The sequence below is a fragment of the Gracilinema caldarium genome (genome assembly GCF_029265695.1).
Taxonomy (GTDB): domain Bacteria; phylum Spirochaetota; class Spirochaetia; order Treponematales; family Breznakiellaceae; genus Gracilinema; species Gracilinema caldarium_A.
Genome location: NZ_JAJUHW010000028.1, coordinates 1 through 23,382, shown reverse-complemented (window position 1 = coordinate 23,382; position 23,382 = coordinate 1). Strand labels below are relative to the sequence as shown.

Genomic DNA, 23,382 nt, shown 5'->3' with positions numbered 1-23,382 from the left:
GTTTTTTATTTTTTTGTGCCATCTTTACGCAATAATGTGTTAAAGTAAGGGTATATGAGAAGTATAATGCATGTTCGGCCTATGTGGATACTTTTTTTTACAATCCTCTTTACAGCAAATACAGCTTTCGGCGAAGATTTTCGGAAAGGACCCATCGATTTGTACCTTCTTATAGATACAAGTGCATCGATTTCTGCCCACTATGGGGAGGCCCTTTCCTGGGTCCGCAGGACGGTTTTGGATGAAATACTCCAAAAGGATGACACAGTAACCATTATCAGTGCTGGCTCATTGGTCCAATTGGTGACCGAAAACCGGATTTCGGGGCCCGAAAGCACGACAGATCTTGCAAAAACCTTGCAAAGTATTAGCATTCAAGGAAACTTTGCTGATCTAGCCGGAGCAATCCGGGAAGCAAAAAAGCGGGATGCGGCGAAGGCCAAACAGCAGACTATGGCTATTGCGCTGATTATTACCGGGACTGACAGTACGGGAAACAGCGTAAATCTGCCAAAAACCAAAGAATTGGAGGCTTTGCTAAAGTATTCAAAAGTTGAAGATTTTCCTGGCTGGAAAGTAATCATCATTGGTCTTAACCTGGAAGCAAAGATTCAAACCGCGGCCAAGGAATACCAAGCTTTTGTAGACACATTGCAACAGAAGACACCATGAACGGTAACATAAGGAAATGTATGTGAATACGGTGCAGGATATTCTCGCATTTATCAATACCTATGACGCGTTCATCATCACAACCCATACGGGTCCTGATGCGGATGGTATTGGTGCGGAAATTATGCTGTATCATATACTAAGGTCCTTAAAAAAACATGTCCGCATTATAAATGCAGACCCGATTCCGCAGCGGTTCTCTTTTCTCGATCCCGATGGTGTCATAGAATGCTGGAACAATAGCCGCCATTTTCATTTGCCCGAACAGGGCGGCATGATGATTGTCGATACTTCCGATGAATTTAATCTGGGATGTATGCTTAACGAAGCTCTGCCCCATGCCCAGGGTGTATTCTTAATTGATCATCATGAACAAAGCCCCTTTACCCATCTGGATGGATATATAGATATATCCGCCGCATCAACGACACAAATACTGGTGGACCTTATCCAGGTTGCAGGAATGTCTGTTTCGAAGGAAATTGCGATCCCTGCCTATGCAGGATTGATATATGACACGGGGTCTTTTATCTATTCAAAAACAAGTGCAAAAACCTTTGAAACCGCATTACTTTTAGTTCGAGCAGGAGCGGTCCCCCATGAGATTTACCGGAACCTTTTTGAAAGCAATTCTCTTTCTGTATTGATGCTGCAAAAGCGGGTTATGGCCAGCCTTGATATTCAGGGACAGGGTACTGTTGCCATTCAAGTAATGACCAAGGCGGATCTGGAAGAAACAGGAGCTGCCTATGAAGACGCTGAAAATTTCATCAATATACCTTTACAAATTAAGGAAATAGAAGTTTCTATCCTTATAAAGCAGAACAAAGAAGGTCTTGTCCGCTGTTCCCTCCGTTCCAAAGGTAAAGTGAATGTGTCCCTACTAGCCCAACAATTCGGAGGCGGGGGTCACAAAATGGCGGCGGGCTTTAAAAGCAATATGGGGCTTGAAGAAACCCGTACAAAGGTGCTACAAAAGGTTCTTACAGCTTTGGGAATGGCATGAAACATAGACACATTAATATATTTGTACCTCTTTTTTTTATTATTACCCTGGGCGTCATTGTCTATTTTTTATTCAATCAACAGAGTTTTTCTGTTCGAAATGCGCAAATACGTCAGACAAAGGTCATTACACCTCAAACCAATAGCTATATTTCAGACAGCACTCCTGATTCTGTTGCTGAACGAATGGCCTATGAAGACTTAAATCTGTCAAAAATTGCCCTCGCTAGCGATGAGCAAATTGTTTCTATTATTACCCAAAACATGGATGCGGATCCTCAGGATGAACAAATCATTGCATATCGCAAAAATACGGACCTGAACGGGCCAATTATGGTAGCCTATATCGATTTTGATGAGGCCACCGGTTTGTATAATAAGGCATGGGAACAGCCTACACTCGCAACAAAGGCACGAACCGTGCGGCTCTTACTGAAAGACCTTATAGGGGACCGAAGCAATTGTATTATTCTGGAGGGTCTCAATGATTCTGGAGAACAAACTTTAACGGCCTTTCTTATCCCTACTTCTGGGTATGATATAAAAAAGATTGCCGAAATGAAGGTTGATGGTACCATCGTGATTACCGAAACAGATAGATCCCAGGCATATGCGATGGGGATCTCATCTGGGGCTGCATTTACGATTTCTACCTTTGGCAGAGATTTGGAATCCACCAATTTACTTGACCAGATTGAAATTAAATATGCCTACAATAAAGATTCAGGGGTATATGAACGGATTGGTACGGCTCGAATTCCGGGGAATCAGATTGAACAGCGGCAAATACGGGAACTCTTAGACGGAACCGCTGGTAAATTCGAACAATTTTTGAACGGCCTCTGGTATTATACTGGATCAGGTCAGGACGTAAAACAATATATTTACTTTGATGTGGCAAAACGGGAGATTATCTTTTACGAGGATAAAACACAGGAAGTCTACCGATGGCAAAATTCTAGCTCCACCAGGTATGGCATTTATATCAGCAGCCAAAATCTTTCGGTTACCACCCTGAGACGATTAATTGATATCAGTCTTGAGACAAAAGACAGTATTGTGATTAGGATTTTTGAAGATGTGCAGCTTAAAATAGGTATTACCGGCCATTGGGATGGGGTATACCAGAAGGTTGCTAAAACGTTAAACAGTTCCCCAGCAGCTGCTGAAACGCGCACCATAGATGCCTGGGTTAATGCCAGATACGATGGAGCAAGCGACAGCATAGTTTTTGATACTAACGGTAATTTTGAAAAAACAAGTCAGGGAAAAACAGTTACGGGTAATTACTCTTTCTACTTGCAAAACGGCATAGAAATTCTAGAACTCCGATATGCCTCTTCCACTATGTCGGTAAATAGAGAAGTGTACAAGGTTGAACGGCGAGAGCTTAACAAAGGGCCAGTGCGGCAAAAAATTATGGAACTGACAAAGGTTCGGCTTGGAATAAACGGAATTGAGAATGTAAATGAAGGGACTATGCAGTACGTTTTAGTTAAATAAAGCTCAGGTCTTATTTCTCCGGAAATACCGGGAAGGCTTCGAAACCTGCATTTTTTAGCTCCATGAGCTTCTGGTTATAGTTTGCCCCTCCAACTACCGTTACCGCCCAGTACTCAGCACCATTTACCATGCGTTTACGTATTTCAGCCTTAAATCCCTTTTCCTGCAATCGGCTTGCCATTTGCTGTGCATTGCCTTGCTGATTAAAGAGACCTAACTGCAGGAGAATTTCTTCCTGAGGAGCAATATCTTTATTCTGCTGTATTTCCTTGGGTTCTGCTGCTAGGTTTTGCACTTGCGATGGCTGGGGTACAAGAGTACCCATGAGCCAGAGGGGCGAAAGTTTAAGGGCTGCTGAAGATCCCTCCAACAGGGCTGATTCTATGCTGTTTCCCCATTCTTTTTTGAGCCCCTGCACATAGGCTTCCTTTCCCGTAAGATGATACAAGATGTACAGTAATGCTGGCTTTTGAGCTCCCCGCGCGGGGTCCTGAAGCATGAGTTCCAGATTCTGCAATGCCCCGTTTTCTCCCCGGAAGGCATCTATGACAGCTCCTACCCCTTGGGCTTGCTCAATAATTTGGCTGTTTCGAGAAGTAAGCAGCAGGTTTTTGACTGTAGAAGAAGCCCGTTCAAATTCTCCGACAAATAGGTAGCATAAAGCAGCACGAAGCAGCGCTTCCTCATCCCGGTTTGCGGCCACAGAAAAGGCAGCTTCAGAATAACTTGCGGCTGCTCCCTGGTAATCGCCGCTTTGCAGCTGCAAGCGGGCTAAGGTGAGCCATAGGCCCCTCTTCGTTTTTGCCTCGAGACCCTTATCCTGTAGCTGCTTTTGTATTCTTTCATATTCCTGAAATAGATTTTGAACCTGATCGACAGTCTGAGCTTGGATCCCAAAAAGCGGAACAAGCAAAAAAATGATCAGGGCTACCACCGGCTGCAATTTAGTTTTACTCATACTTTGACCATTTCAGTCGATGCCAAAGTCTTTTTCATCAAACTGATGATCCTTTACGGTATTTCGTTTCTGCTTTTTTTGCGCTGCTGCGGTTCTTTTTTCCGGTCTAGAATCCATAGAAAGCTGTTTGGAGAGCCGGTGGGCATAGAGCCATGCAGCGAACACCGTAGGAAGGGCCGCTATGAGCCCCAAAGCAAAGGACGCCAGAATGGTGAGAAACACGGGAATGCCCGTAAGGGTAAAAAAGCCGAAGGATATGTCACAGACATTGCGGAGGTTCAGGCTGATAAAGGCAACCAGTACTCCTATTCCGATGACAATACCAATCAGGCGTCCTGGCATGGCACAATCTCCTTAGCATGGAAGGTGTTTCCCCTGAGGGCACTGAGGGTAACCTCAACAAAGGTTCCTATATATGCAGGCGATCCGGGAACTACCACCATTTCGTCCCGTTCGGTACGCCCTAATAATTCATCGGCATTTTTGCGGGAAATTCCCTCCAAAAGTATACGCGTTTTTTGACCAAGCCGGCTTTTAAGCTGTTCCTTGGTGTGCTGTTTTTGCAGTTCTATGACCCGGGAGAGCCGTTCCTTTTTGATAGGCTCCGGTATCCGATTGGGGAGCTTATAGGCTGCGGTTCCTTCCCGGGGATTATAATGATACATGTAAGAGTAGAGGAAACGCACCTCTTCCATGAGGGAGAGGGTGTCCTGCACATCCTCTTCTGTTTCTCCGGGAAAACCGATGAGAATATCCGTGGAAAGGCTGATGTCCGGCATGGCTTCCCGGATTTCCGCCACCAGTTCGAGATAGCGGCTTTTTGTGTAGCGGCGGTTCATGGCCTCGAGGATACGGTCTGAGCCATGCTGGACACAGAGGTGTAGGTGCCGGGCAAAAACCCGGTGCTGGGCCATGACCTGGATAGCCCGGGACGAGAGATCCTTGGGATGGCTTGAAAGGAAGCGTACCCAGCGGATGGGACTTTGCTCCACTGTCTCTGCCACCAGTTCCAAGAGACCGGGAAAATCGAGGCTCCGGTTTCCGTCCTTCCACTGGTAGGAGTTAACATTTTGGCCTAAAAGAGTTATTTCCCGTACCCCCCGGTCGGCAAGGAGCCGAATTTCATCCACAATAGACTGGGGATCCCGGGAAATTTCCCGCCCCCGGACGTAGGGAACAATGCAATAGGAGCAGAAATTGTTACAGCCATGCATAATGGGAACAAAACTGCGAAACTGCCCCTCCTCCAGGTGGGAGGATGAAAAGGCGAAGGCCGGTTTTTCATCGGTTAATACAAGGGGTTTTCCCTCCTCCACCGCATCGAGGATGAGGGGAAAGGTGGACCGGCTCGATGTTCCCATGACATAGTCTACAGCGGGGATTTTTTCTTTAAGCTTGTCCCCAAGCCGCTCCGCCATACAGCCCGCCACAATAAGGGTAAATGGACGCTGCCGTTTTGCTGCCTGGTACTGGGCAAGGCGGCCCATGACGCGCTTTTCAGCGGTAGCCCGGACGGAACAGGTGTTGAGCAATATCAAATCCGCCGTATCGGCGGAGCTGGCTTCCTGCCAGCCCCGTTCTTTCAGTATCATCTGCAGGGCCGCCGATTCTGCAATGTTCATCTGGCAGCCGTAGGTTTCAAAGAAATAGGTCACGCTCTGCTCTTTAATCCTTTGTAAAATTTATAGGCGTTCCAGGCCCCCATGCCAAGGAGGCCCACGGTGGCAAGCCCCAGGAAACTGCTTGCAAGACCCGAAAAAATGCCGACCTTGGAGAGCACCGTAAGGCCGCCGGCCACCAGGGCAATAAGCCCGGCCCGTTTATCCGCCGGGTCATGGGATCCCATGGCGCCAAGGCCAATAAGACCGACCACACCGCCGGCAATAATGCCGAAAAGGGAGGGCAGCCCCCCCAGTATCATAAGGCCGATACCGCCGGCGATGCCGCCAACCGCTGCTACGCCCTGTTTCGCTAAAACATTGGTAGGTACCATGTCATTCATGATTTAACTCCTTCAGCCTTCCATACTCAGCGTACGCGAAGGCACTATGGTTATGGATGCTCTCAAAATTCTCCGCCTCCACAGAAAAGCGCGGAAAACGATTGAGGGCCTTGATTCCAATATACACATCCCGCACGAGATCTTCAACAAACTTAGGATTGTCATAGGCCTGTTCAGTGATATACTTTTCGTCCTCCCGCTTAAGCAGGGTATACACAGGACTGGAAGCCGCCTGTTCTACGATGTCGATAAGGTCTTCAATCCAGAAAAAGGGACCCAGTTCTACTTCTACCCGGACGATGCCCCGCTGGTTGTGGGCCCCCCGGTCGCTGATTGCCTTTGAACAGGGGCAGACCGTGGTGACCGGCACTGAGACTTCTACGGTAAAATGCTTTTCCTGGGAATTGACGCTCCCTTCGTAACGGCACTCGTAAACCATGGAACTCTTAAGTCCCGAAACGGGCGCGGCCTTTTCGATAAAATAGGGAAAGGCAATACGGCCAAAGGCCGATTCGGCTTCCAGATCACTGCGAATTTCGCCCAGCATCTGCAAAAACCGCGGCATGGAGAGGTCCTCCTTATGCCGTTCTAAAACTTCGATAAAGCGGCTCATGTGGGTGCCCTTAAAATGCCGGGGAAGGTCCGCATAGAGGTCCACCGTAGCGGTGGTATGCTGCACCGATTTTGCCTTGTCCAGAACCCGGATGGGATAACGCACACCCTTAATGCCTACCTTAGAAAGGGGCACATCCCGGTCATCTCGCTGGTTTTGAACATCTTCCATAAGGCAGGAACAGGTTTCTGCCATGGCTTAGACTCCCTGGAGCCGGTGTTCCGCCGCCTGAACCACGTTCTGGATAAGCATGGCAATCGTCATAGGACCCACCCCTCCCGGTACAGGGGTAATGAAGGAAGCCACTTCCTTAACTCCCTCAAAGTCCACATCACCCACGAGGCGGTAGCCCTTTTTTGCCGCCGGATCTTCTACCCGGTTCACCCCCACATCGATGACCGCTGCGCCGGGCCTTACCATATCCGCTGTAATGAGACCTGGCCGGCCTGCGGCTGCAATTAGAATGTCCGCCCTGCGGCAATGGTCCGCCAGGTCCCGAGTGCCCGTATGGCAAACCGTTACCGTAGCGTTGATATCCCTGCGGGTTAAAAGATTCGCCAGGGGCTTACCCACAATATTGGACCGGCCTACCATTACCGCATGGGCTCCGTTAGTGGGGATACTGAGTTCCCTGAGCAATACCAATACACCGTGGGGCGTACAGGGCAGAAAGCCAGGCCGGCCCAGCACCATATTGCCTACCGACACGGGGTGAAAGCCGTCCACGTCCTTGGCAGGCTCTATGGCGGTAATGATCCGGTCCTCGTTAATATGTTTGGGCAGGGGCAGCTGAACTAGAATACCGTGAACCTGGGGGTCCTGGTTCAGTTTATCAATAATAGTAAGGAGCTCTATCTCAGAAGTTTCTTGGGGCAGCCTGATGTCCTGGCTCGCCATGCCCGCTTCTTCCAGGGCCCGCTCCTTGGCGGTCACATACGAGACACTGGCCGGATCTTCACCCACCAGTACTACCGCAAGGCAGGGCTGTATGCCCCTGGCACGGAGCTTTTGTGTCCGATCCGCCGCATCCTGCCGTATTTTTTGAGCAATAAGCTTTCCATCTATGAGCTGGGCTGACATGGTTTCCCTCCTACTTTGCAATGTAAGGCATATTGGGTACATGAAACTTTATATTAGCCAATTTCAAAAGTTGATTACTACGCATCGCGTGTTTAAATTGGCTTTGCAATTACTTGTAGCCCACGTAACCTTAGGTATTTGCTGTTTGTTGTGATACGTTCTACCATGACCGCCCATAGCGGTACAAGCGGTATGCCAAAAAGGGTTCTCGCGCTGTTGCCAGGCTTTGAACCTTTCTATATAGTAGAAGCAACCGTGCATAGAAGGAGATGGTGCATGTCCATACGCAAACATTTGGTAGTCATCCTTGCGGTCCTCGGTCTCATGGGTGTTTCGATGGTCCTGCCTCGCGAGATCCCTGCCCAGGAAAATTCCGGCGGGACTGAAAGCGGCCAGGATCAGAACGGGGGTGCTTCGAACCTCCCTATTGAGTCGGACTGGAGCAAAGTAAAAATCGCCACCTATTCCCGGGGCGACCAGACCTTTGTCATCGCCATGGGCCCCCTGGTTCCCCTCTTTTATTACAACAGCGCGGGTATCCAGAAAACCAACATAAACACCGGCGGGACCGGATATCTTAATTACAATTACTTTTTTACCTCCCACTTTTCCGTGGGCGGCGAAATCGGCGGGAGTTTTTCCTCCACCGTCGGGGCAAATATGCTGTACCTCGTCCCCTTCGGCATCCGGCTGGGTTATCAGTTTGTTCTTAACCGCTTTGAATTTCCCCTGGCCCTTACCATTGGGGCGGCTAATCAGGGGTACCTGGACAAGGGCTACTTCGGCCTTATCATAAAGCCCTCCGCCGCGGTCTACTGGCGCTTTAACCCTGACTGGTCCTTTGGACTCAACGCTGACTGGTGGTGGCTGCCCCAGTGGTTTTCCGATCCGGCCCAGACCATGTACGGCAATTTCCTGGGTGTAACCCTGGCAGCCCGATACCATTTCTAAGGGAGCAGCTATGAAACGCAGATTGATGTATACCGCTCTGATGGTGATCTCCCTCCTCGCCCTTTCCTGCAACCAGAGTCCCCTGTTTTATAACATTTCTAAAGAAACGCCTCCCAAGGACCCGGTGATTGCCGGCGGGCCATCGCGGATTGTGGCCTCCAACGTAAGCAGTCACGACCGACTCTACACAGCTAACGGCAAAATCTGGGTCTATGATGGTTCATCTTGGATAGCCCTGGAAAACCAGCCTGGAGGGAATATCCGGGAAGTGGCTGCCACGTCCACTGCGCTCTATGCGCTCTCGGTGGATGGCACAGGCAGCATAAGCACAACCCTTTATAAAACTACAGACGGCACGAACTGGGCCCCTGTTACCAATAGCACCAACTATTCCATACTGGGGGCCATTTTCGGCGCCGGGGCCACCCTCTTTGTAGGAGCTCGGAACTCTGGCGGCACCGAAGCGGCAGTGCTGTACGACAATGGTGGCAATCTCGCCACCGCTCTATCTAGCATTACGGTAAGTGACAGTGTGCCGGGCAGCCTAGTCGGGGCGGTCAACATGGGTGGCAACTATTACCTGGCGGTGACCGGCAAGGGGATCTATACGGCAGCTTTAGCCAGCAATTTTCATTCAGCCACACCTATCTCTGGCAGCACGGACACTAAGTACCGGCTCAACGGCCTCATTGCCCTGGCAACAGAAGTGGTGGCCGTGGGGAGCGGCGGCTATATGCTTAAAGGCTCAAGCGGCGGTTTCAGTGAGGTCTCCGCCGCAAGCGACACGAGCTACCCCTATACGGGAGCCCTAGCGGTCTGGACTGACGAGACTTCTAGTCTCCTCCTTGCAGGCCGCCGGTACAGCACCTATACCAACGGCTATTGGGAGTTGCCGTTAACCAGTGGCGACCTTCCTAGCACGGTGAGCATTAAGGTGCCTGGCGATGGGAGTCCCACCACCGTGGCGGACAAAACCACCTACCAGCAGTCCCTGGGGCAAAAAATAGTAAGCGCCCTCTACCAGGCCCCCGCAAGCCTTGGCTCCACCCTCTTTGCGAGCACCCTCACCGACGGTCTCTGGGCCTACCGGGGCAGCTGGAACGCTGAAGAATAGGAGCGGCGCAGGGCCGGCCTCCAGAGGCAGAAACCACTGAGGTCCGGTCCGAAACCGAGCTTATACGAGCGGCTATGAACGAACTTTTTACCGCCGACGGAGCCCTACCCCCTTCCGGTCCCCTGGCAGACCGAATGCGGCCCCGGACTTTGGACGAAGTTATCGGCCAGGACCATATAGTCGGTCCCGGCCGGCTCCTGCGCCGGTCCATACAGGCCGACCGGCTCTCCTCCCTCATTTTTTACGGTCCCCCGGGAACTGGTAAAACGAGCCTCGCCCGGGTCATTGCCAACACCACCAAAAGCAGCTTCGAAAGCCTCAACGCGGTCCTCGCAGGGGTAAAGGACATCCGAGAAGCCATAGACCGGGCCGATGACCGACGCAGGCTTTACGGCCAGCGGACCATTCTCTTTGTAGACGAGGTTCATAGATGGAACAAGGCCCAGCAGGATGCCCTGCTCCCCTGGGTGGAAAACGGCACGGTCATCCTGATCGGAGCCACCACTGAAAACCCCTTTTTCGAGGTAAACCGAGCCCTCGTGAGCCGGAGCCGGATCTTCCAGCTCAAGCCCCTGACAGAAGAAGCCTTGTTCGAAACCGCCCGCCGCGCCCTGGCGGACAAGGAACGGGGCTATGGCCGCTGGCAGGTCCGTTTCGAAAGCGGGGCCCTGGAACACCTGGTGGAAGTAGCATCGGGGGACGCGAGGAGCCTCCTTAATGCCCTAGAACTAGCGGTAGAAACCACCCCGCCCCGCTGGCCCCCTGAGGATGGGTCCGAAATCTTTATCAGCATGGAAGCGGCGGAAGAAAGCATACAGCGGCGGGCGGTCCTTTACGACAAGGATGGGGATTACCATTTTGACACCATCAGCGCCTTTATTAAAAGTGTCCGGGGCAGCGACCCAGATGCGGCCCTCTACTGGCTTGCAAAAATGGTTCGAGCCGGCGAGGACCCGGCCTTTATCTTTAGACGCATGATTATCCTTGCCAGCGAAGATGTGGGCCTTGCGGACCCTCATGCATTAAGCGTAGTGATATCCTGCGCCGAAGCCTTTGATCGTATTGGCTTTCCTGAGGGGAACTTCCCCCTCGCCCAGGCGGCCCTGTACCTGGCCACGGCGCCGAAATCCAACAGCACCCTCGCCTTTTTTGATGCTCTAGCAGAAATCGAAAAGGAGGATGCAGAGGTACCCAAGCACCTCAAGGATGGGAGCCGGGACAAGGAGGGTTTCGGCCACGGGGAAGGCTATGTTTATCCCCACGCATACCGGGAACACTGGGCAGCCCAGCAGTATCTGCCCGCGGCTCTGCGGGGAAAAACCTTTTATAATCCGAGCGAAATCGGCTATGAGGGCTCTATACGGGACGAAGTCCTGCGAAAACGGGAACTCCAGACGGCGGTGATACTCCAGGATTTGGGAAAAGGTAAGGATGAAACGGAAGAACTATCCTGGTCTGCCGCAAGCCGCGGCCGGGAAGGCTGGTTCAAACGGCTCGAAGGGAGCCGTTCCCGGACCCTGCTGGAAGACCGGGATCTTCTCTACTCTGATTTACCAATTAAGCGGCAGGACCGTATCCTCATATACAACGCTGATGAAGGACTCCTCCTTTGGGAAGCCCTGCGCCGCGCCCCGGAAGGCCTTGCGGCAGGCCTGATCTCCCAGGAACAGAACCGGGAAGCCCTGCTTCACTTCGCCCGGCAGCGGGGCGTAAACCTCGAAGAGGAAGAGCTCCCCCAGCTCATGGTACTGACTGGTCGGGATCTGCCAGATCGGGAAGAAGCGATAAAGGACTTTGGAACCGATAGGTTTGAATATATACTTGCCAGGGATTTTATGAGGCGGCCTTTACCAGGGCTATCAGTCCAGGAACGAATGGTACATTTTGCCCAGCAAGCCCGAAATCTCCTTGCCCCGAAAGGCATACTCCGTATCCTCGCAAGCCCGCCCCGCCGGGGCCAGCGCATTGCGAACCTATTGGAGCGGGAGCAGGACCGGCTCACAGGCCCCCTTGCGGAAACAGCCGCTTCACTGCTTCCAAAGCTCCGCGAAGCGGAAGAACAGTTCTGGGCTAGCTACAGCTTCGCCTGGGCTCCAGACAATCTTGAGACCGCCCTTCGCAGCACAGGGTTTGAACCAAAGCTCACATCCCTCAAGCGAAGGGAAGAACGGCTTATCAGCGAAACAGACACACGGAGCTGGTTTGACACAGATCGATCTTCCTGGGGGAAATATCTAGCGGAAACTCTTGGAGCGGAAGAGGCATCAAAACTCAAAGAAATTATCACCTCCATCGCCCGCCAGGGACCGCTCGTCTGGGAATGGGAGGCCCTACACATCCATGCGGCTGCGGTATAAATTTATAGCCCTGTATAGCTGCATATTTTTCATTGTTTTAACTCTAGTCGGACTTTCACTCTTTACCCAGGTGCGGCTCCAGAAACTCTCAGAGGCCGCTTTAAAGGGCCAGGAACTTCTAGAACAATCACGCCGAGTTAGACAGCTTACCAAGGATGTCATGATAGGAGCATTTGCTCCTGATACCTATAGTAACCTGAAGGATGTTCTTTATTTCGATGTTTACACCTCAGCGGTTAGATCCTGGAAAGAGGCATCCATCCAATTTCAGAACCAGTTTCGTACTTTTATAGAGGATCCAACCCTCATCTCTTTGGTTCATGAAGGTGTACTGAAAGAGGAATATGCTACGGCAGAGTTGATGAGCCAAAAAGCTTTCGGAAAGTTAATTGGACTGCAAATGCGGCTGCAGAATATTCAAGACGCAGGACTTTTGGGAGAAGATCTTTATATCAGAATTCAAAGATCAAGTAATAGCGATTTGATTGCCCTTTTCGATGAGGCTCGGCAAACTTCTTATTATCTAGCAAACAGTTTTGAAAGTTTTTTAAATTACTTTATCCAAGCATTGGATGCAGAAGGCCGCAAAATACAACGTAATTTAGTACGTTCTTTTCTCATATTAGGCTTACTAGGAGCTCTTCTTGCAGCACTTATACCACTTTTCTTTTCATCACGTATTGTAAGAAGACTCAAGATTTTAGGGAATGCTTTGTATACCGTTGCAGAAGGAGATTTTTCCACTCCGCTAAAATTTTCAAGCCATGACGAATTCCAAGAACTTGCTACCCATTTTAATCGTTATACAAGTATTTTAAAAGAACATCTGAGAGCTCTAGTTTCTATAGCACAACATATTTCAGAAAAAACACTTGAAAACAGTCAAAACGATTCTACAAACCAGGTTCTCCAAACGGTGCTTGCTGCTGCACTCGATCTGCTCGAGGTTGATGAAGCTGCATATTTTAGTATGAACTCATCAGTTTATAATCTCTCATGTATAGTTTCAAAACATAATAATGAAAATACAGTCCTTGCAGATCCATCAATAATACCAATTACACCTTTGGTAGAAATTCAAAAGATCTCTACAGAAGACATTAGCTCTGTGCGCTTTGATTCTACTCAAGGGACTTCCAATTCCCATTTTTTGAAAGAGAAGTTGCTTCTAGGAGTCCTTGTACTGTATCGAGCTCAAGATGATTTTAACGACTTAGATCGGATACGAATTGAAAATTTTATTGAATTTGCTGCACTACTTATTACTAATGCTAACACTTATGCAGAACTGGTAGAAGAACGAAGTGCTGAATACCAGGCATTGCAATCACAAGTTCAACCTCATTTTTTATATAATGTATTGGGAGGGTTTGCTGCTCTTAACCGCATGGGGAACCGGGATAGCTTGGAACGTTCAATTCTTGCCCTCAAAGATATGCTCCGATACACGGTAAGCCATGAAGCCATTGCAACTATTGCTGAAGAACTTTCATTTATTGAGAAATATTTAGAACTACAAAAATTGAGGTTTCAAGACCGTCTTATTTGGAATATTGATATTGAACAAGAATTAAAAACCATTAGAATTCCCAAGCTAATAATTCAGCCCTTAATTGAAAACGCAATTATTCACGGAATAGAACCTACAGGTGACATGGGAAGCATAAAATTGAGTATAACAAAACATCCAACAGTTTCAGGTTCGTACCTCTTCATTATTGTAGAAGATTCTGGACAGGGCTTTGATCCTCAAAAAACACAAAAAGGAATAGGCTTGGCTAACGTGGAACGGCGGCTACAGCTACGGTATCCAGCGCCTGACGGGGGCAGCCAAGCTCAATTTCATATTGATTCTAAACCTGGTGAAGGCTGTAGAATTGAACTATACTTTCCTCTCGACGAAAATAATGAGTAAAGGACTAGATCGATGATACGTATCGGTGTAGCAGATGACGAACAGCTTGCTCGTTACAACCTGATATATATACTTAAAGAAAACTTTACGGATATTTCTTTTATAGAATCTGAAAATGGTCAGCAACTTATACAACTTATTCAAAATGGGCTTATTGATATTGCCTTGGTAGATATTCGAATGCCAAAGTTGGATGGACTTGAGGCAATGGAACGTTGTAAAGATTTACGACCTATACCTTGGGCTATTGTTAGTTCCTATGCTGAATTCCCCTATGCTAAACGGGCTCTCACTCTCGGGGCCTTGGGCTACATTTTAAAACCACCAGATCCTCTTGAAGTTAAAAATATAACCGCGATGCTCATTAACAAATGGAGAGAAATTAAAAAAATAGAAATTAAACAACTTGAATCATTTTGGATTAGACTGTTGCAAAACCATGAAAAACCTATTCATTCAGAGAATCAGGGGTTGGATCATCTACCATCTATAATAAGATACACTAAAAAGTCTCAATTATATCCACTTGTTATATCCCTTCAGGGACCATCCATCCCGCAAGATTCAGTGATTCAAACAATTAAAAATAATTACCTGTGCTACAACAATGATGAATTTCCTCTCTTTATATATCCAGATTGGGAAAACGGTTTGTATGAATCCCTCTGTAGTTTTTCAGAACCTGTTTCACTATCAGTATTTAAAGAGTCTGTACTTACTCATCTGATAGCTCGGCTGCAACATGATTATCAAACTTATATCATTAAAATAATTACAGGCTTGCCTTGCTTCAATTTCGAAATTGCCAGAGAACAAATTTTTAAAATTAAGGACGTATTGAAGTATGAACCGCTTTTACCGAATAGCTGTCTTGATTTAGAAACAAGCACTGAATTGCTCTTGCCATTCACTGCCCAAGAACTTGAAGCAAGCAAAAAAATAGTTTCGGTAATTCAAAGTTGGCGAAAAAAAGACTGGTTAGCTTATAAGTCTCATATTTTAGATCTTTTTATTACCCTCGAAAAAGTGGAGCCCCAACTTCAAATAAAATTACTGCACTATTTAGAACGAATTATGGTCATATCACTAGGTTTATCTGCCCAGGGACTATCAGATAAAGCGATCCATACTTTCAAAGAAAATCTTCTTAGTATGGTGCGATACAATGGAAACAGCCAACGGGAAGAACCATTTACCGAGATAATTAGATTTATAGACAGTCATTCTATGGAATCTATTAGCATAACCCAGGTTGCCTCGTTATTTGGTTTTAGCCCTAATTATCTTTCTACTCTTTTTCATCAAAAAACTGGAGAAACCTTTACAAGCTATATAACTAAACGCCGTATTCAAGAAGCCCGAAATTTGTTACGATCCGGACTATCGGTTAAAGAAGCAGCTTGGGCAGTTGGCTATGCTGATGAACAACATTTTTCCAAACTATATAAAAAAATCATGGGCTATCCTCCAGTATTCGAAAAAAAATCATAGAATTTTCGTATCTATTCCGTAGAATTATCCTGTTTCAAAAAATAAGAAATCCCTTGATACTGATATTGAAATCGGCTTGTACAGGCTGATAATCCAATAAAGGGGGATTTTGTATGAAACGGAAACTGTTATTGGTTAGTATTCTGTTATTCGCTTCTCTTATGGTTTTTGCCGCTGGTGGGCAAGACACCAAGACCACAACAGGAGGGAAAAAAGTTAGGATTGCTATCTTAGTTAAAAGTCTTGGAAACGGATTTTTTGAAGCGGTTCGAGATGGCGCACAGGAGGCAGCTAAAGAACTTGGGGATGTCGAAATTATCTACCAGGGACCAAGCTCTGCTACCGCAGAAGGCCAGATTGAAATTATTAACAATTTGATTGCTACTAAGGTAGATGCCATCGCGATCTCCGCTAACGATCAGGATGCGTTGGTACCGGCAGCAAAAAAAGCAATGGAAGCAGGTATTAAAGTCATTTCGTTCGATTCTGGAGTTGCTGAAGCTGGTCGGATTCTACATCTAGCACCTTCCGATACTGAGCTTATTGGACGCAGCCAGATGAGGCTAATGGGGGAATTGGTTAATTGGGAAGGAGAAGTAGCTATTTTGTCTGCCACCGCTCAAGCAACCAACCAGAATGCCTGGATTGAATATATGAAAAAAGAAATTCAAGAAAATCCCAAATGCAAAAATATGAAACTTGTTGCGGTAGTATACGGCGATGATTCTTCTGACAAATCATACCGGGAAGCTTTAGGACTCTTTAAATCATATCCAAATCTTAAGGGAATCATTTCTCCTACGACAGTCGGCGTTGCCGCAACTGCAAAGGCAATTCAGGATCAGGGGCTTACCGGCAAGATCCAACTTACTGGCCTTGGATTACCTTCGGAAATGAAAGCCTATGTAGAAAATGGTGTATCTAAGGCTATAGCTCTTTGGAATCCAATAGATTTGGGGTATTCTTCAACTTACATTTGTTACAATCTAGTAAATGGTAAAAATACTGGCAAAGAAGGGGATTCCTTTACTGCAGGTCGGATGGGAACCATTAAAGTTGGTCCTAAGGGACTTGCTATAATGGGTGAACCTTTCACATTCACCAAAGATAACATCGCAAAATACGCCGCTATGTTCTAATGTGTAGGATCCTCCTACTCGCCCGCGATCCACACTATGTGGTGAACGGGCGTTTTTCTTTTTCAAAGGGGTCAAGTTCATGGATGAAGCACTTTTGCAACTTTCTCATATAAGTATGTATTTCCCGGGTATCAAAGCATTAGATGATGTGCACCTAAGTTTACGGCCAGGAGAGGTCCATGCACTTATCGGGGAAAATGGAGCGGGAAAATCGACACTGGTTAAAATTATAACAGGGGTTTATAAACCAAGTTCGGGAAGTATACTATATCAGGGCAAAGAAATCAATTTCAAATCGCCCCAGGAAGCTCAACAAGCAGGTATTGCGGTCATCCACCAAGAAACTTCCATGTTCCCTGATCTTTCAGTGGCTGAGAATATTTTTATGGGCCATGAACCGAGAATTAATACATTCAAGAGACTGCCATTAAAACCGATTTCATGGAACTATATGTATCATCGCTCTAAAGAACTATTACAAAGCCTTGGAATGCAAATTGATCCACGTAGTCTAGTTAAGGATCTTTCTACCGCGGAACGGCATTTGGTGGAAATTGCAAAAGCCCTTTCTCAGGAAGCCCGAATACTTATAATGGATGAACCCACCAGTGCTATAACGATCCGAGAAACAGAAGAACTTTTTGAACTGGTAAAAAAATTAAAAGCTCAAGGGACTGCTATCATCTTTATTTCTCATAAATTTGAAGAGATTTTTGAAATCGCTGATTCATATACGGTCCTGAGAGATGGACATTTTATTAGCGAAGGACTATTGAAAGATGTTACAGAAGATGAACTTATCCGAATGATGGTAGGAAGAAGCATAGACCAACTCTTCCCTAAAGGAAAAACAGTGATTGGTGACCTAGTACTTGAAGCTCGAGGGCTTTCACAGCTTGGTGTATTTAATGATATTTCCTTCCAAGTACATCGAGGTGAAATTCTCGGATTTTTTGGCCTTGTCGGAGCAGGAAGATCTGAGTTGATGCGATCTCTGGTCGGTATAGATTCGTTAGATCGGGGAGAAATTTTTATGGAAAATCAGAAATGCCATTTCAAAAGCCCTCAAGATTCAATGCGGCGCGGAATTGTATATGTACCTGAAGATAGGCAAAGACAGGGGGCCATTCTTACCATGTCTATTGCTGAAAACATATCATTACCCCAGATTGACCAATTAAGCACCCTTGGATTTTTAAACCATTTAAAAGAAACAAGTCTCGCATCAGAATATGCAAAAAAATTGGAAGTAAAAGCGGCTGGTATAGAATATGACGTACAGACGTTATCTGGCGGAAACCAACAGAAGGTTGTCTTAGCCAAGTGGCTTGCTTCACATCCAACATTACTTATATTGGATGAGCCGACCAAAGGTATAGACGTAGCCACAAAATCAGCGGTTCATCAAATTATATCAGACCTTGCAGGACAAGGGTTAGCGGTCATTATGGTCTCCTCTGAACTTCCAGAAATAATAGGGATGACAGATAGGGTGGTGGTTATGCATGAAGGTCGTATTTCTGAGGTTCTGCATCGCAGTAATTATTCAGAAGAACGAATTATGCGGGCAGCCATGGGAAGTTTTAAAGACCCCGGGGAGGTAGAATAAATGAAACAATTAAGCTACTTGATAAAAAGAAGAGAGACTACCTTAGCACTTTTTATAGTAGTTTTTATAATCCTTGTAAGTCTTAGGTTTCCACGTTTTGCGAGTTTCGGAAATATCTATGATATTTTAAATGACACTGCAGTTTTAATGCTCGCTGCTACAGCACAGTTTCTTATCCTTCTCACCGGTGGAATTGATCTTTCCATTTCTTCCACCATGGCTTTGGTTGGTATGTTGGTTTCAATGTTGAATGTTCAAATGCCTGAATTACCTATTCCTATGGTATTGCTCACTGCTATAATCTTGGGTTTTATATTTGGAAGTATAAATGGAATATTGGTTGGCTTTATACACATACCATCAATTATAGCAACCTTAGGAACTATCGCTATTTATAGAGCTTTGGTGTTCCTTGTTTCGGGCGGACAATGGGTCAGTGCCCATGAAATGTCTACACTCTTTGAGTCAATCCCACATAAATCTTTTCTCGGTATTTCAGGAATACTCTGGTATACCGGCATTGCTATTGTTCTCATTGGTTCTTTTGTGACTTATACACAGAAGGGAAGATCAGTGTATGCTGTTGGAGGGAACCGTACTGCAGCTCGTTTGGCTGGCATATCAGGACCATATATCGACTATCTTGTATTTTCTCTCAGCGGTATTCTTTCAGGATTAGCGGGATTACTTTATGTAACCCGTTATGCAGCAGCCCAAACAGATACGGCGGTTGGGTATGAATTTCAAGCGGTAGCAGCCTGTGTCATTGGTGGTGTTTCTGTTCTTGGAGGTTCTGGTACGATTACAGGAGTTGTGCTTGGATCTTTTTTCTTAGGCCTTTTATATAACGCACTAACTGTTATAAATCTATCTCCCTTTTATCAGATGGCTATTCAAGGAGCAGCAATCCTTATAGCAATTGTTGCCAACACCCTGGTTAATCGAAGGTACCAGCACAAAATGCTTACTAAAAGGAGCCATGTATGAAAGATAAAAAACTTCATACATTTATTCGGAGCTGGGATTTTACAATCAGCATTATTTTTGTAATAGTCATGTTTTTTGGCTCTTTTATTTCTCCCTATTTTCTTGATCCTGGAAACCTTCTTGAAACAACTTTTAATTTTATAGAAAAAGCTGTCATTGCATTGCCGATGGCCTTTATTATTCTAAGCGGCGATATCGATGTTTCGGTTGGATCAATTCTTGCTTTATCATCCCTTGCAATGGGGGCAGCCTCACAAACAGGTATACAAACTTCTGGTCTCGTAGTTATTGGTCTTACTGTTGGGCTACTCGCAGGTATTCTCAATGGTTGGCTGATTACCCGTTTCGACATACCTGCCATAGCAGTAACCATAGGGACTCAATCCTTATATCGAGGAATCTCTCAGGCGGTTTTAGGAGACCAAGCATTTACTAAATATCCGGAATCCTTTGCGTACTTCGGCCAAGGTTATATTCCCGGAACCAAAATACCATTTGAACTTATGTTGTACTTCATCCTAGCCCTTGCAACTGGCATACTTTTACACCGTACCACCTTTGGAAGAAAGGTATATGCCCTCGGAAGAAATCCTGTAGCAGCTCGTTTTACTGGAGTTCCCGTGAATCGCATTCGGTTCATCATTTTCAGCTGGGCAGGACTGTTCTCAGGGCTTGCTGCGGTGTTGCTTACAAGCCGTATCGGGTCTACGAGACCAAATATCGCAAGCGGTATCGAATTGGACGCAATCACAAGCGTTGTCCTGGGAGGAGTGGCTATAAGTGGCGGATTCGGAAGAATCTTTGGAGTCGTAGTGGCAAATTTTTTGCTTGGCTATCTGAAATTTGGCATGGGACTCATAAATATTCCAGGAAGGCTTATGAATTTGATCACTGGCTCCCTACTGATAATCGCAGTTGTGATTCCAGAAATAATGAAACGGTTTGAATTAAACATGCACATAAAAAGGAGTTCATAATGAAACGAAATGCTTTTACGATGTATCTTAAACCGGGTTTTGAAGTAGAATACAAACGAAGGCATGATGCAATTTGGCCGGAACTTAAGGCGGAGCTGAAAAAGGCTGGCATTTCTGATTATTCTATCTACCTTGATAAAAAAACAAACACACTTTTTGCCTTTCAGTATTTAAAAGATGATGCAACAGATAAAGATCTTCCCAATTCACCGGTTGTAAAGAGATGGTGGCATATGATGGCGGACATCATGGAAACTAATCCTGATGAATCGCCGATTTGTGATGTATTGGAAGAAATGTTTCACATTGATGAGGGGACAAAGTGAACTTAGATAATCTTGTGTATATTTCAAGGAAATACGGAAATGATCCAAATTATGTCATTGCAGGTGGGGGTAACACATCCTACAAAGATGAGCATATCTTGTATATCAAGGGGTCAGGTACAGCACTCAGTACAATCCAGGCAGAAGATTTTGTCCGTCTCGACAGGGCATCCCTCGGACAGATTTGGCACAAACAATACCCAACTAATGAGGGTGAAAGGGAACGACTCGTACTCAAAGATTTAATGGCCGCCCGACTCCCTGGTGAGGAAAAAAAACGTCCAAGCGTAGAAACATTGCTCCATGATTTATTACCTTTCTCATTTGTAGTACATACCCACCCCACTATTGTAAACGGGCTGACATGCTCTCAGAAGGGAGAGCAGGCTGTACGAGATATATTTGGAGAAGCACCGCTTTGGATACCGATTAGTAATCCTGGTTATGTCTTATCTTTGAAAGTAAAGGATAGGCTGGACACGTATATAAACCGATATAAAAAAGCCGCACAGATTATATTTTTACAGAACCATGGAGTATTTGTCGCTGGTAACACAATTCAAGAGATAGAGCGGCTTTATGAAAATATCAGTAAAAGCATCACAACACATATTCTAAAAAAACCAGATCCAACTGTATTGGTAACTAAGTTTGGCCCATCACAAAGCATCGCTAATTTTCTTATAGAACTAGTATCCCAATCTCAACATAATGGAGACTCGCAAATCTCCTGGTATTCTTATTTCAGACGAGATGTGGAGCTTGCTTTACGGGTTACAAATAAAACCGCTTTTATTCCTCTCCAAAGACCTTTTACACCAGATCATATAGTTTATGCAGGCAGCGATCCACTATTCCTTGATCTTCAACTTACTGAACAATCGATAATAAATGATGCTATTACACAATCTATCACAATACAATGGATAAACCATCTTAAAACATATAAAAGAATCCCCAAAATTGTAGCAGTTTCTGCCCTCGGCATATTTGGATTGGGAAACACAGAAAAAGCAGCAATTTTGGCAACAGAACTCATGGCCGATGCATCTTTGGTGGCTCGGTACACTGAAAGTTTCGGAGGCCCACGACATATGGAACAGGAATACATCGATTTTATTAATAATTGGGAAGTCGAACAATATCGTGCTACAATTTCAACAAAATAAGCCTAAGTTAAAATTATAGAGTTGTGATGTTTCAATATTTAGTTTTAATTTAAGGAGTATAACAACAATGATCAGACGCTTTTACACAGAACCAGAGGCTATTCAGGAATCTTATAACCAAGCAAAAGTGCGATATGCACAGTTCGGGATAGACACTGACAAAGCTATACAAGCAGCTTTAAATGTCCCACTTTCTCTTCATTGTTGGCAGGGAGACGATGTTACGGGCTTTGAAGGAGTAGATGAATTGTCAGGAGGGGGTATTCTTGCAACGGGGAATTATCCAGGACGGGCAAGAAACGGAGATGAACTTCGAAGAGACCTGTCTTTCGCAATGTCACTGATCCCCGGAACATCACGGCTCAATCTACATGCCTTATATGCAGAAACAGGAGGTAAAAAAGTAGAACGTGACGAGCTCACCCCAGAACACTTTGAAAAATGGATGAGTTGGGCTAAAGCACAACGAATTAATTTAGATTTTAACCCTTCATTTTTTTCACATCCTAAAGCACAATCAGGTTATACACTTGCAAATACCGACAAAACTATCAGAGCGTTTTGGATACGACATGGAAAAGCGAGTCGCAATATTGCTGCAGCTATGGGAATACAGCAAAATAGTCCTGTAGTTAATAACATATGGATACCTGATGGGTCTAAAGATTTAGTAGCAGATCGATTTACTCATCGTAAATTACTTACAGAAGCACTAGATGAAATTTTAAACGAACCAGTTGAAAAAAAATATATAGTTGATACCCTCGAAAGCAAACTATTTGGTATTGGAAGCGAAGCTTATGTAGTAGGATCACATGAATTTTATATGGGATATGCAGTGAGCCGTCAGATTAAGCTTTGCCTTGATATGGGACATTTTCATCCAACAGAGACAATAACCGACAAAATATCAGCCTTGCTCAGTTTTGTTCCTGGGCTGCTTTTACATTTAAGCCGAGGTATTCGATGGGATTCTGACCATGTAGCTCTTTATTCTGATGAAATTCGAGATATCTGCCGGGAATTAACGCGACTTCATGCTTTTGACAAGGTACATGTAGCATTGGATTATTTTGATGCTTCTATAAATCGAATAGCCGCATGGGTTATCGGGGCAAGGGCTTTCAGGAAAGCTCTTCTTGAAGCCTTCCTGGAACCTATTGATTTAATTCGAGAAGCGGAGCTTTCAGGTAGATTACATGAAAGACTTGCGCTTATGGAAGAAGCTAAGTCATTTCCTATAGCCCCAATTTGGGATGCACTTTGTTTGGCAGCAAAAACACCAGTAGGACCTGATTGGCTGTCAATGATTCAAGAGTACGAAGAGAAAGAACTTTCTCATAGATTATAATATTCCCCTTGCATCCCTAGCCAAAGGGTCCTAGAGTAAAACAAGGGGGATCACATGGAAGGTCTATCGGATCTGTCATGGATGTCCCAGGTTGCACTGGGGACTCTTGAACGTTTCGAAGTTGAAGGCTACCAGGTAGTGGCAGTGGCGGGTTCTAAGGGCG

21 protein-coding genes are annotated in these 23,382 nt (G+C 45.9%); 15 read left to right on the top strand and 6 right to left on the bottom strand.

Features of this window, described 5'->3' with window-relative positions; translation table 11 throughout:
• Positions 1–81: 81 nt before the first annotated feature.
• From Q7P68_RS09760 to Q7P68_RS09750, 3 genes are read left to right on the top strand one after another with little or no spacing between them, the layout of a single operon-like run.
• The gene (locus tag Q7P68_RS09760) at positions 82–672 is read left to right on the top strand and encodes a hypothetical protein (protein ID WP_304225157.1); all 591 of its coding nucleotides are present in this window, start codon (positions 82–84) and stop codon (positions 670–672) included.
• 16 nt (positions 673–688) lie between these two features.
• Positions 689–1,678, top strand: coding sequence for a DHH family phosphoesterase (locus Q7P68_RS09755; RefSeq protein ID WP_304225155.1), 990 nt, complete (start codon positions 689–691; stop codon positions 1,676–1,678).
• Positions 1,675–3,180: a pallilysin-related adhesin gene (locus tag Q7P68_RS09750; protein WP_304225153.1), complete on the top strand. Its 1,506-nt coding sequence runs from the start codon at positions 1,675–1,677 to the stop codon at positions 3,178–3,180. The genes Q7P68_RS09755 and Q7P68_RS09750 overlap by 4 nt, the downstream gene beginning before the upstream one ends.
• A 10-nt stretch (positions 3,181–3,190) precedes the next feature.
• On the opposite strand, the gene Q7P68_RS09745 is transcribed toward Q7P68_RS09750, so the two are convergent.
• From Q7P68_RS09745 to folD, 6 genes are read right to left on the bottom strand one after another with little or no spacing between them, the layout of a single operon-like run.
• Positions 3,191–4,138, bottom strand: coding sequence for an SPOR domain-containing protein (locus Q7P68_RS09745; protein ID WP_304225151.1), 948 nt, complete (start codon positions 4,136–4,138; stop codon positions 3,191–3,193).
• Positions 4,139–4,150: 12 nt separating this feature from the next.
• On the bottom strand, positions 4,151–4,480 hold the full coding sequence (locus Q7P68_RS09740) for a hypothetical protein (protein WP_304225149.1): 330 nt from the start codon (positions 4,478–4,480) through the stop codon (positions 4,151–4,153).
• The gene (miaB, locus tag Q7P68_RS09735; RefSeq protein ID WP_304225147.1) at positions 4,465–5,793 is read right to left on the bottom strand and encodes a tRNA (N6-isopentenyl adenosine(37)-C2)-methylthiotransferase MiaB; all 1,329 of its coding nucleotides are present in this window, start codon (positions 5,791–5,793) and stop codon (positions 4,465–4,467) included. The genes Q7P68_RS09740 and miaB overlap by 16 nt, the downstream gene beginning before the upstream one ends.
• Positions 5,790–6,140 carry a hypothetical protein gene (locus tag Q7P68_RS09730; RefSeq protein WP_304225145.1) on the bottom strand — a complete coding sequence of 117 codons (351 nt, stop codon included), beginning with the start codon at positions 6,138–6,140 and terminating at the stop codon, positions 5,790–5,792. Before Q7P68_RS09730 ends, miaB begins: the two co-directional genes overlap by 4 nt.
• Positions 6,133–6,948: a GTP cyclohydrolase FolE2 gene (folE2, locus tag Q7P68_RS09725; RefSeq protein ID WP_304225143.1), complete on the bottom strand. Its 816-nt coding sequence runs from the start codon at positions 6,946–6,948 to the stop codon at positions 6,133–6,135. Before folE2 ends, Q7P68_RS09730 begins: the two co-directional genes overlap by 8 nt.
• 3 nt (positions 6,949–6,951) lie before the next feature.
• Positions 6,952–7,833, bottom strand: a complete 882-nt coding sequence (gene folD / locus Q7P68_RS09720; protein ID WP_304225141.1) for a bifunctional methylenetetrahydrofolate dehydrogenase/methenyltetrahydrofolate cyclohydrolase FolD — start codon at positions 7,831–7,833, stop codon at positions 6,952–6,954.
• Positions 7,834–8,109: 276 nt separating this feature from the next.
• Between folD and Q7P68_RS09715 the strand changes: the two genes are divergently transcribed.
• The 12 genes from Q7P68_RS09715 (at position 8,110) to Q7P68_RS09660 (ending at position 23,219) form a co-directional block, all read left to right on the top strand.
• Positions 8,110–8,784 (top strand): TP0733 family outer membrane beta-barrel protein, encoded by a 675-nt coding sequence (locus Q7P68_RS09715; RefSeq protein ID WP_304225139.1) that lies wholly within the window; start codon positions 8,110–8,112, stop codon positions 8,782–8,784.
• A 10-nt stretch (positions 8,785–8,794) separates the two neighbouring features.
• Positions 8,795–9,898 carry a hypothetical protein gene (locus Q7P68_RS09710; protein ID WP_304225137.1) on the top strand — a complete coding sequence of 368 codons (1,104 nt, stop codon included), beginning with the start codon at positions 8,795–8,797 and terminating at the stop codon, positions 9,896–9,898.
• A 74-nt stretch (positions 9,899–9,972) separates the two neighbouring features.
• Entirely contained in the window at positions 9,973–12,255 is a 2,283-nt protein-coding gene (locus Q7P68_RS09705; protein ID WP_304225135.1) for an AAA family ATPase, read from the top strand.
• Entirely contained in the window at positions 12,239–14,170 is a 1,932-nt protein-coding gene (locus tag Q7P68_RS09700; RefSeq protein ID WP_304225133.1) for a sensor histidine kinase, read from the top strand. The genes Q7P68_RS09705 and Q7P68_RS09700 overlap by 17 nt, the downstream gene beginning before the upstream one ends.
• A 12-nt stretch (positions 14,171–14,182) precedes the next feature.
• Positions 14,183–15,661 carry a response regulator transcription factor gene (locus tag Q7P68_RS09695; RefSeq protein WP_304225131.1) on the top strand — a complete coding sequence of 493 codons (1,479 nt, stop codon included), beginning with the start codon at positions 14,183–14,185 and terminating at the stop codon, positions 15,659–15,661.
• A 113-nt stretch (positions 15,662–15,774) separates the two neighbouring features.
• Positions 15,775–16,800 (top strand): rhamnose ABC transporter substrate-binding protein, encoded by a 1,026-nt coding sequence (rhaS, locus tag Q7P68_RS09690; RefSeq protein ID WP_304225129.1) that lies wholly within the window; start codon positions 15,775–15,777, stop codon positions 16,798–16,800.
• 79 nt (positions 16,801–16,879) lie between these two features.
• Positions 16,880–18,409, top strand: coding sequence for a sugar ABC transporter ATP-binding protein (locus Q7P68_RS09685; RefSeq protein ID WP_304225127.1), 1,530 nt, complete (start codon positions 16,880–16,882; stop codon positions 18,407–18,409).
• Positions 18,410–19,396, top strand: a complete 987-nt coding sequence (locus Q7P68_RS09680; protein WP_304225125.1) for an ABC transporter permease — start codon at positions 18,410–18,412, stop codon at positions 19,394–19,396.
• Positions 19,393–20,373: an ABC transporter permease gene (locus tag Q7P68_RS09675; RefSeq protein WP_304225123.1), complete on the top strand. Its 981-nt coding sequence runs from the start codon at positions 19,393–19,395 to the stop codon at positions 20,371–20,373. The genes Q7P68_RS09680 and Q7P68_RS09675 overlap by 4 nt, the downstream gene beginning before the upstream one ends.
• Positions 20,373–20,699: an L-rhamnose mutarotase gene (gene rhaM, locus Q7P68_RS09670; RefSeq protein WP_304225122.1), complete on the top strand. Its 327-nt coding sequence runs from the start codon at positions 20,373–20,375 to the stop codon at positions 20,697–20,699. The genes Q7P68_RS09675 and rhaM overlap by 1 nt, the downstream gene beginning before the upstream one ends.
• Positions 20,696–21,868, top strand: a complete 1,173-nt coding sequence (locus tag Q7P68_RS09665; RefSeq protein WP_304225121.1) for a class II aldolase/adducin family protein — start codon at positions 20,696–20,698, stop codon at positions 21,866–21,868. Before rhaM ends, Q7P68_RS09665 begins: the two co-directional genes overlap by 4 nt.
• A 67-nt stretch (positions 21,869–21,935) precedes the next feature.
• A complete protein-coding gene (locus tag Q7P68_RS09660; protein WP_304225120.1) occupies positions 21,936–23,219 on the top strand; it encodes an L-rhamnose isomerase in 1,284 nt (427 codons plus the stop codon).
• Positions 23,220–23,382 lie beyond the last annotated feature (163 nt).

Bases quoted from the DNA above. Each gene is read 5' to 3' on its own strand.
- Q7P68_RS09675 (WP_304225123.1), top strand. From the start codon at position 19,393: ATGAAAGATAAAAAACTTCATACATTTATTCGGAGCTGGGATTTTACA.
- Q7P68_RS09710 (WP_304225137.1), top strand. From the start codon at position 8,795: ATGAAACGCAGATTGATGTATACCGCTCTGATGGTGATCTCCCTCCTC.
- Q7P68_RS09760 (WP_304225157.1), top strand. From the start codon at position 82: ATGTGGATACTTTTTTTTACAATCCTCTTTACAGCAAATACAGCTTTC.
- Q7P68_RS09755 (WP_304225155.1), top strand. From the start codon at position 689: ATGTATGTGAATACGGTGCAGGATATTCTCGCATTTATCAATACCTAT.
- Q7P68_RS09745 (WP_304225151.1), bottom strand. From the start codon at position 4,138: ATGAGTAAAACTAAATTGCAGCCGGTGGTAGCCCTGATCATTTTTTTG.
- Q7P68_RS09680 (WP_304225125.1), top strand. From the start codon at position 18,410: ATGAAACAATTAAGCTACTTGATAAAAAGAAGAGAGACTACCTTAGCA.
- Q7P68_RS09660 (WP_304225120.1), top strand. From the start codon at position 21,936: ATGATCAGACGCTTTTACACAGAACCAGAGGCTATTCAGGAATCTTAT.
- rhaS (WP_304225129.1), top strand. From the start codon at position 15,775: ATGAAACGGAAACTGTTATTGGTTAGTATTCTGTTATTCGCTTCTCTT.
- Q7P68_RS09705 (WP_304225135.1), top strand. From the start codon at position 9,973: ATGAACGAACTTTTTACCGCCGACGGAGCCCTACCCCCTTCCGGTCCC.
- Q7P68_RS09695 (WP_304225131.1), top strand. From the start codon at position 14,183: ATGATACGTATCGGTGTAGCAGATGACGAACAGCTTGCTCGTTACAAC.
- Q7P68_RS09685 (WP_304225127.1), top strand. From the start codon at position 16,880: ATGGATGAAGCACTTTTGCAACTTTCTCATATAAGTATGTATTTCCCG.
- rhaM (WP_304225122.1), top strand. From the start codon at position 20,373: ATGAAACGAAATGCTTTTACGATGTATCTTAAACCGGGTTTTGAAGTA.
- folD (WP_304225141.1), bottom strand. From the start codon at position 7,833: ATGTCAGCCCAGCTCATAGATGGAAAGCTTATTGCTCAAAAAATACGG.
- folE2 (WP_304225143.1), bottom strand. From the start codon at position 6,948: ATGGCAGAAACCTGTTCCTGCCTTATGGAAGATGTTCAAAACCAGCGA.
- Q7P68_RS09715 (WP_304225139.1), top strand. From the start codon at position 8,110: ATGTCCATACGCAAACATTTGGTAGTCATCCTTGCGGTCCTCGGTCTC.
- Q7P68_RS09730 (WP_304225145.1), bottom strand. From the start codon at position 6,140: ATGAATGACATGGTACCTACCAATGTTTTAGCGAAACAGGGCGTAGCA.
- Q7P68_RS09740 (WP_304225149.1), bottom strand. From the start codon at position 4,480: ATGCCAGGACGCCTGATTGGTATTGTCATCGGAATAGGAGTACTGGTT.
- Q7P68_RS09700 (WP_304225133.1), top strand. From the start codon at position 12,239: ATGCGGCTGCGGTATAAATTTATAGCCCTGTATAGCTGCATATTTTTC.
- Q7P68_RS09750 (WP_304225153.1), top strand. From the start codon at position 1,675: ATGAAACATAGACACATTAATATATTTGTACCTCTTTTTTTTATTATT.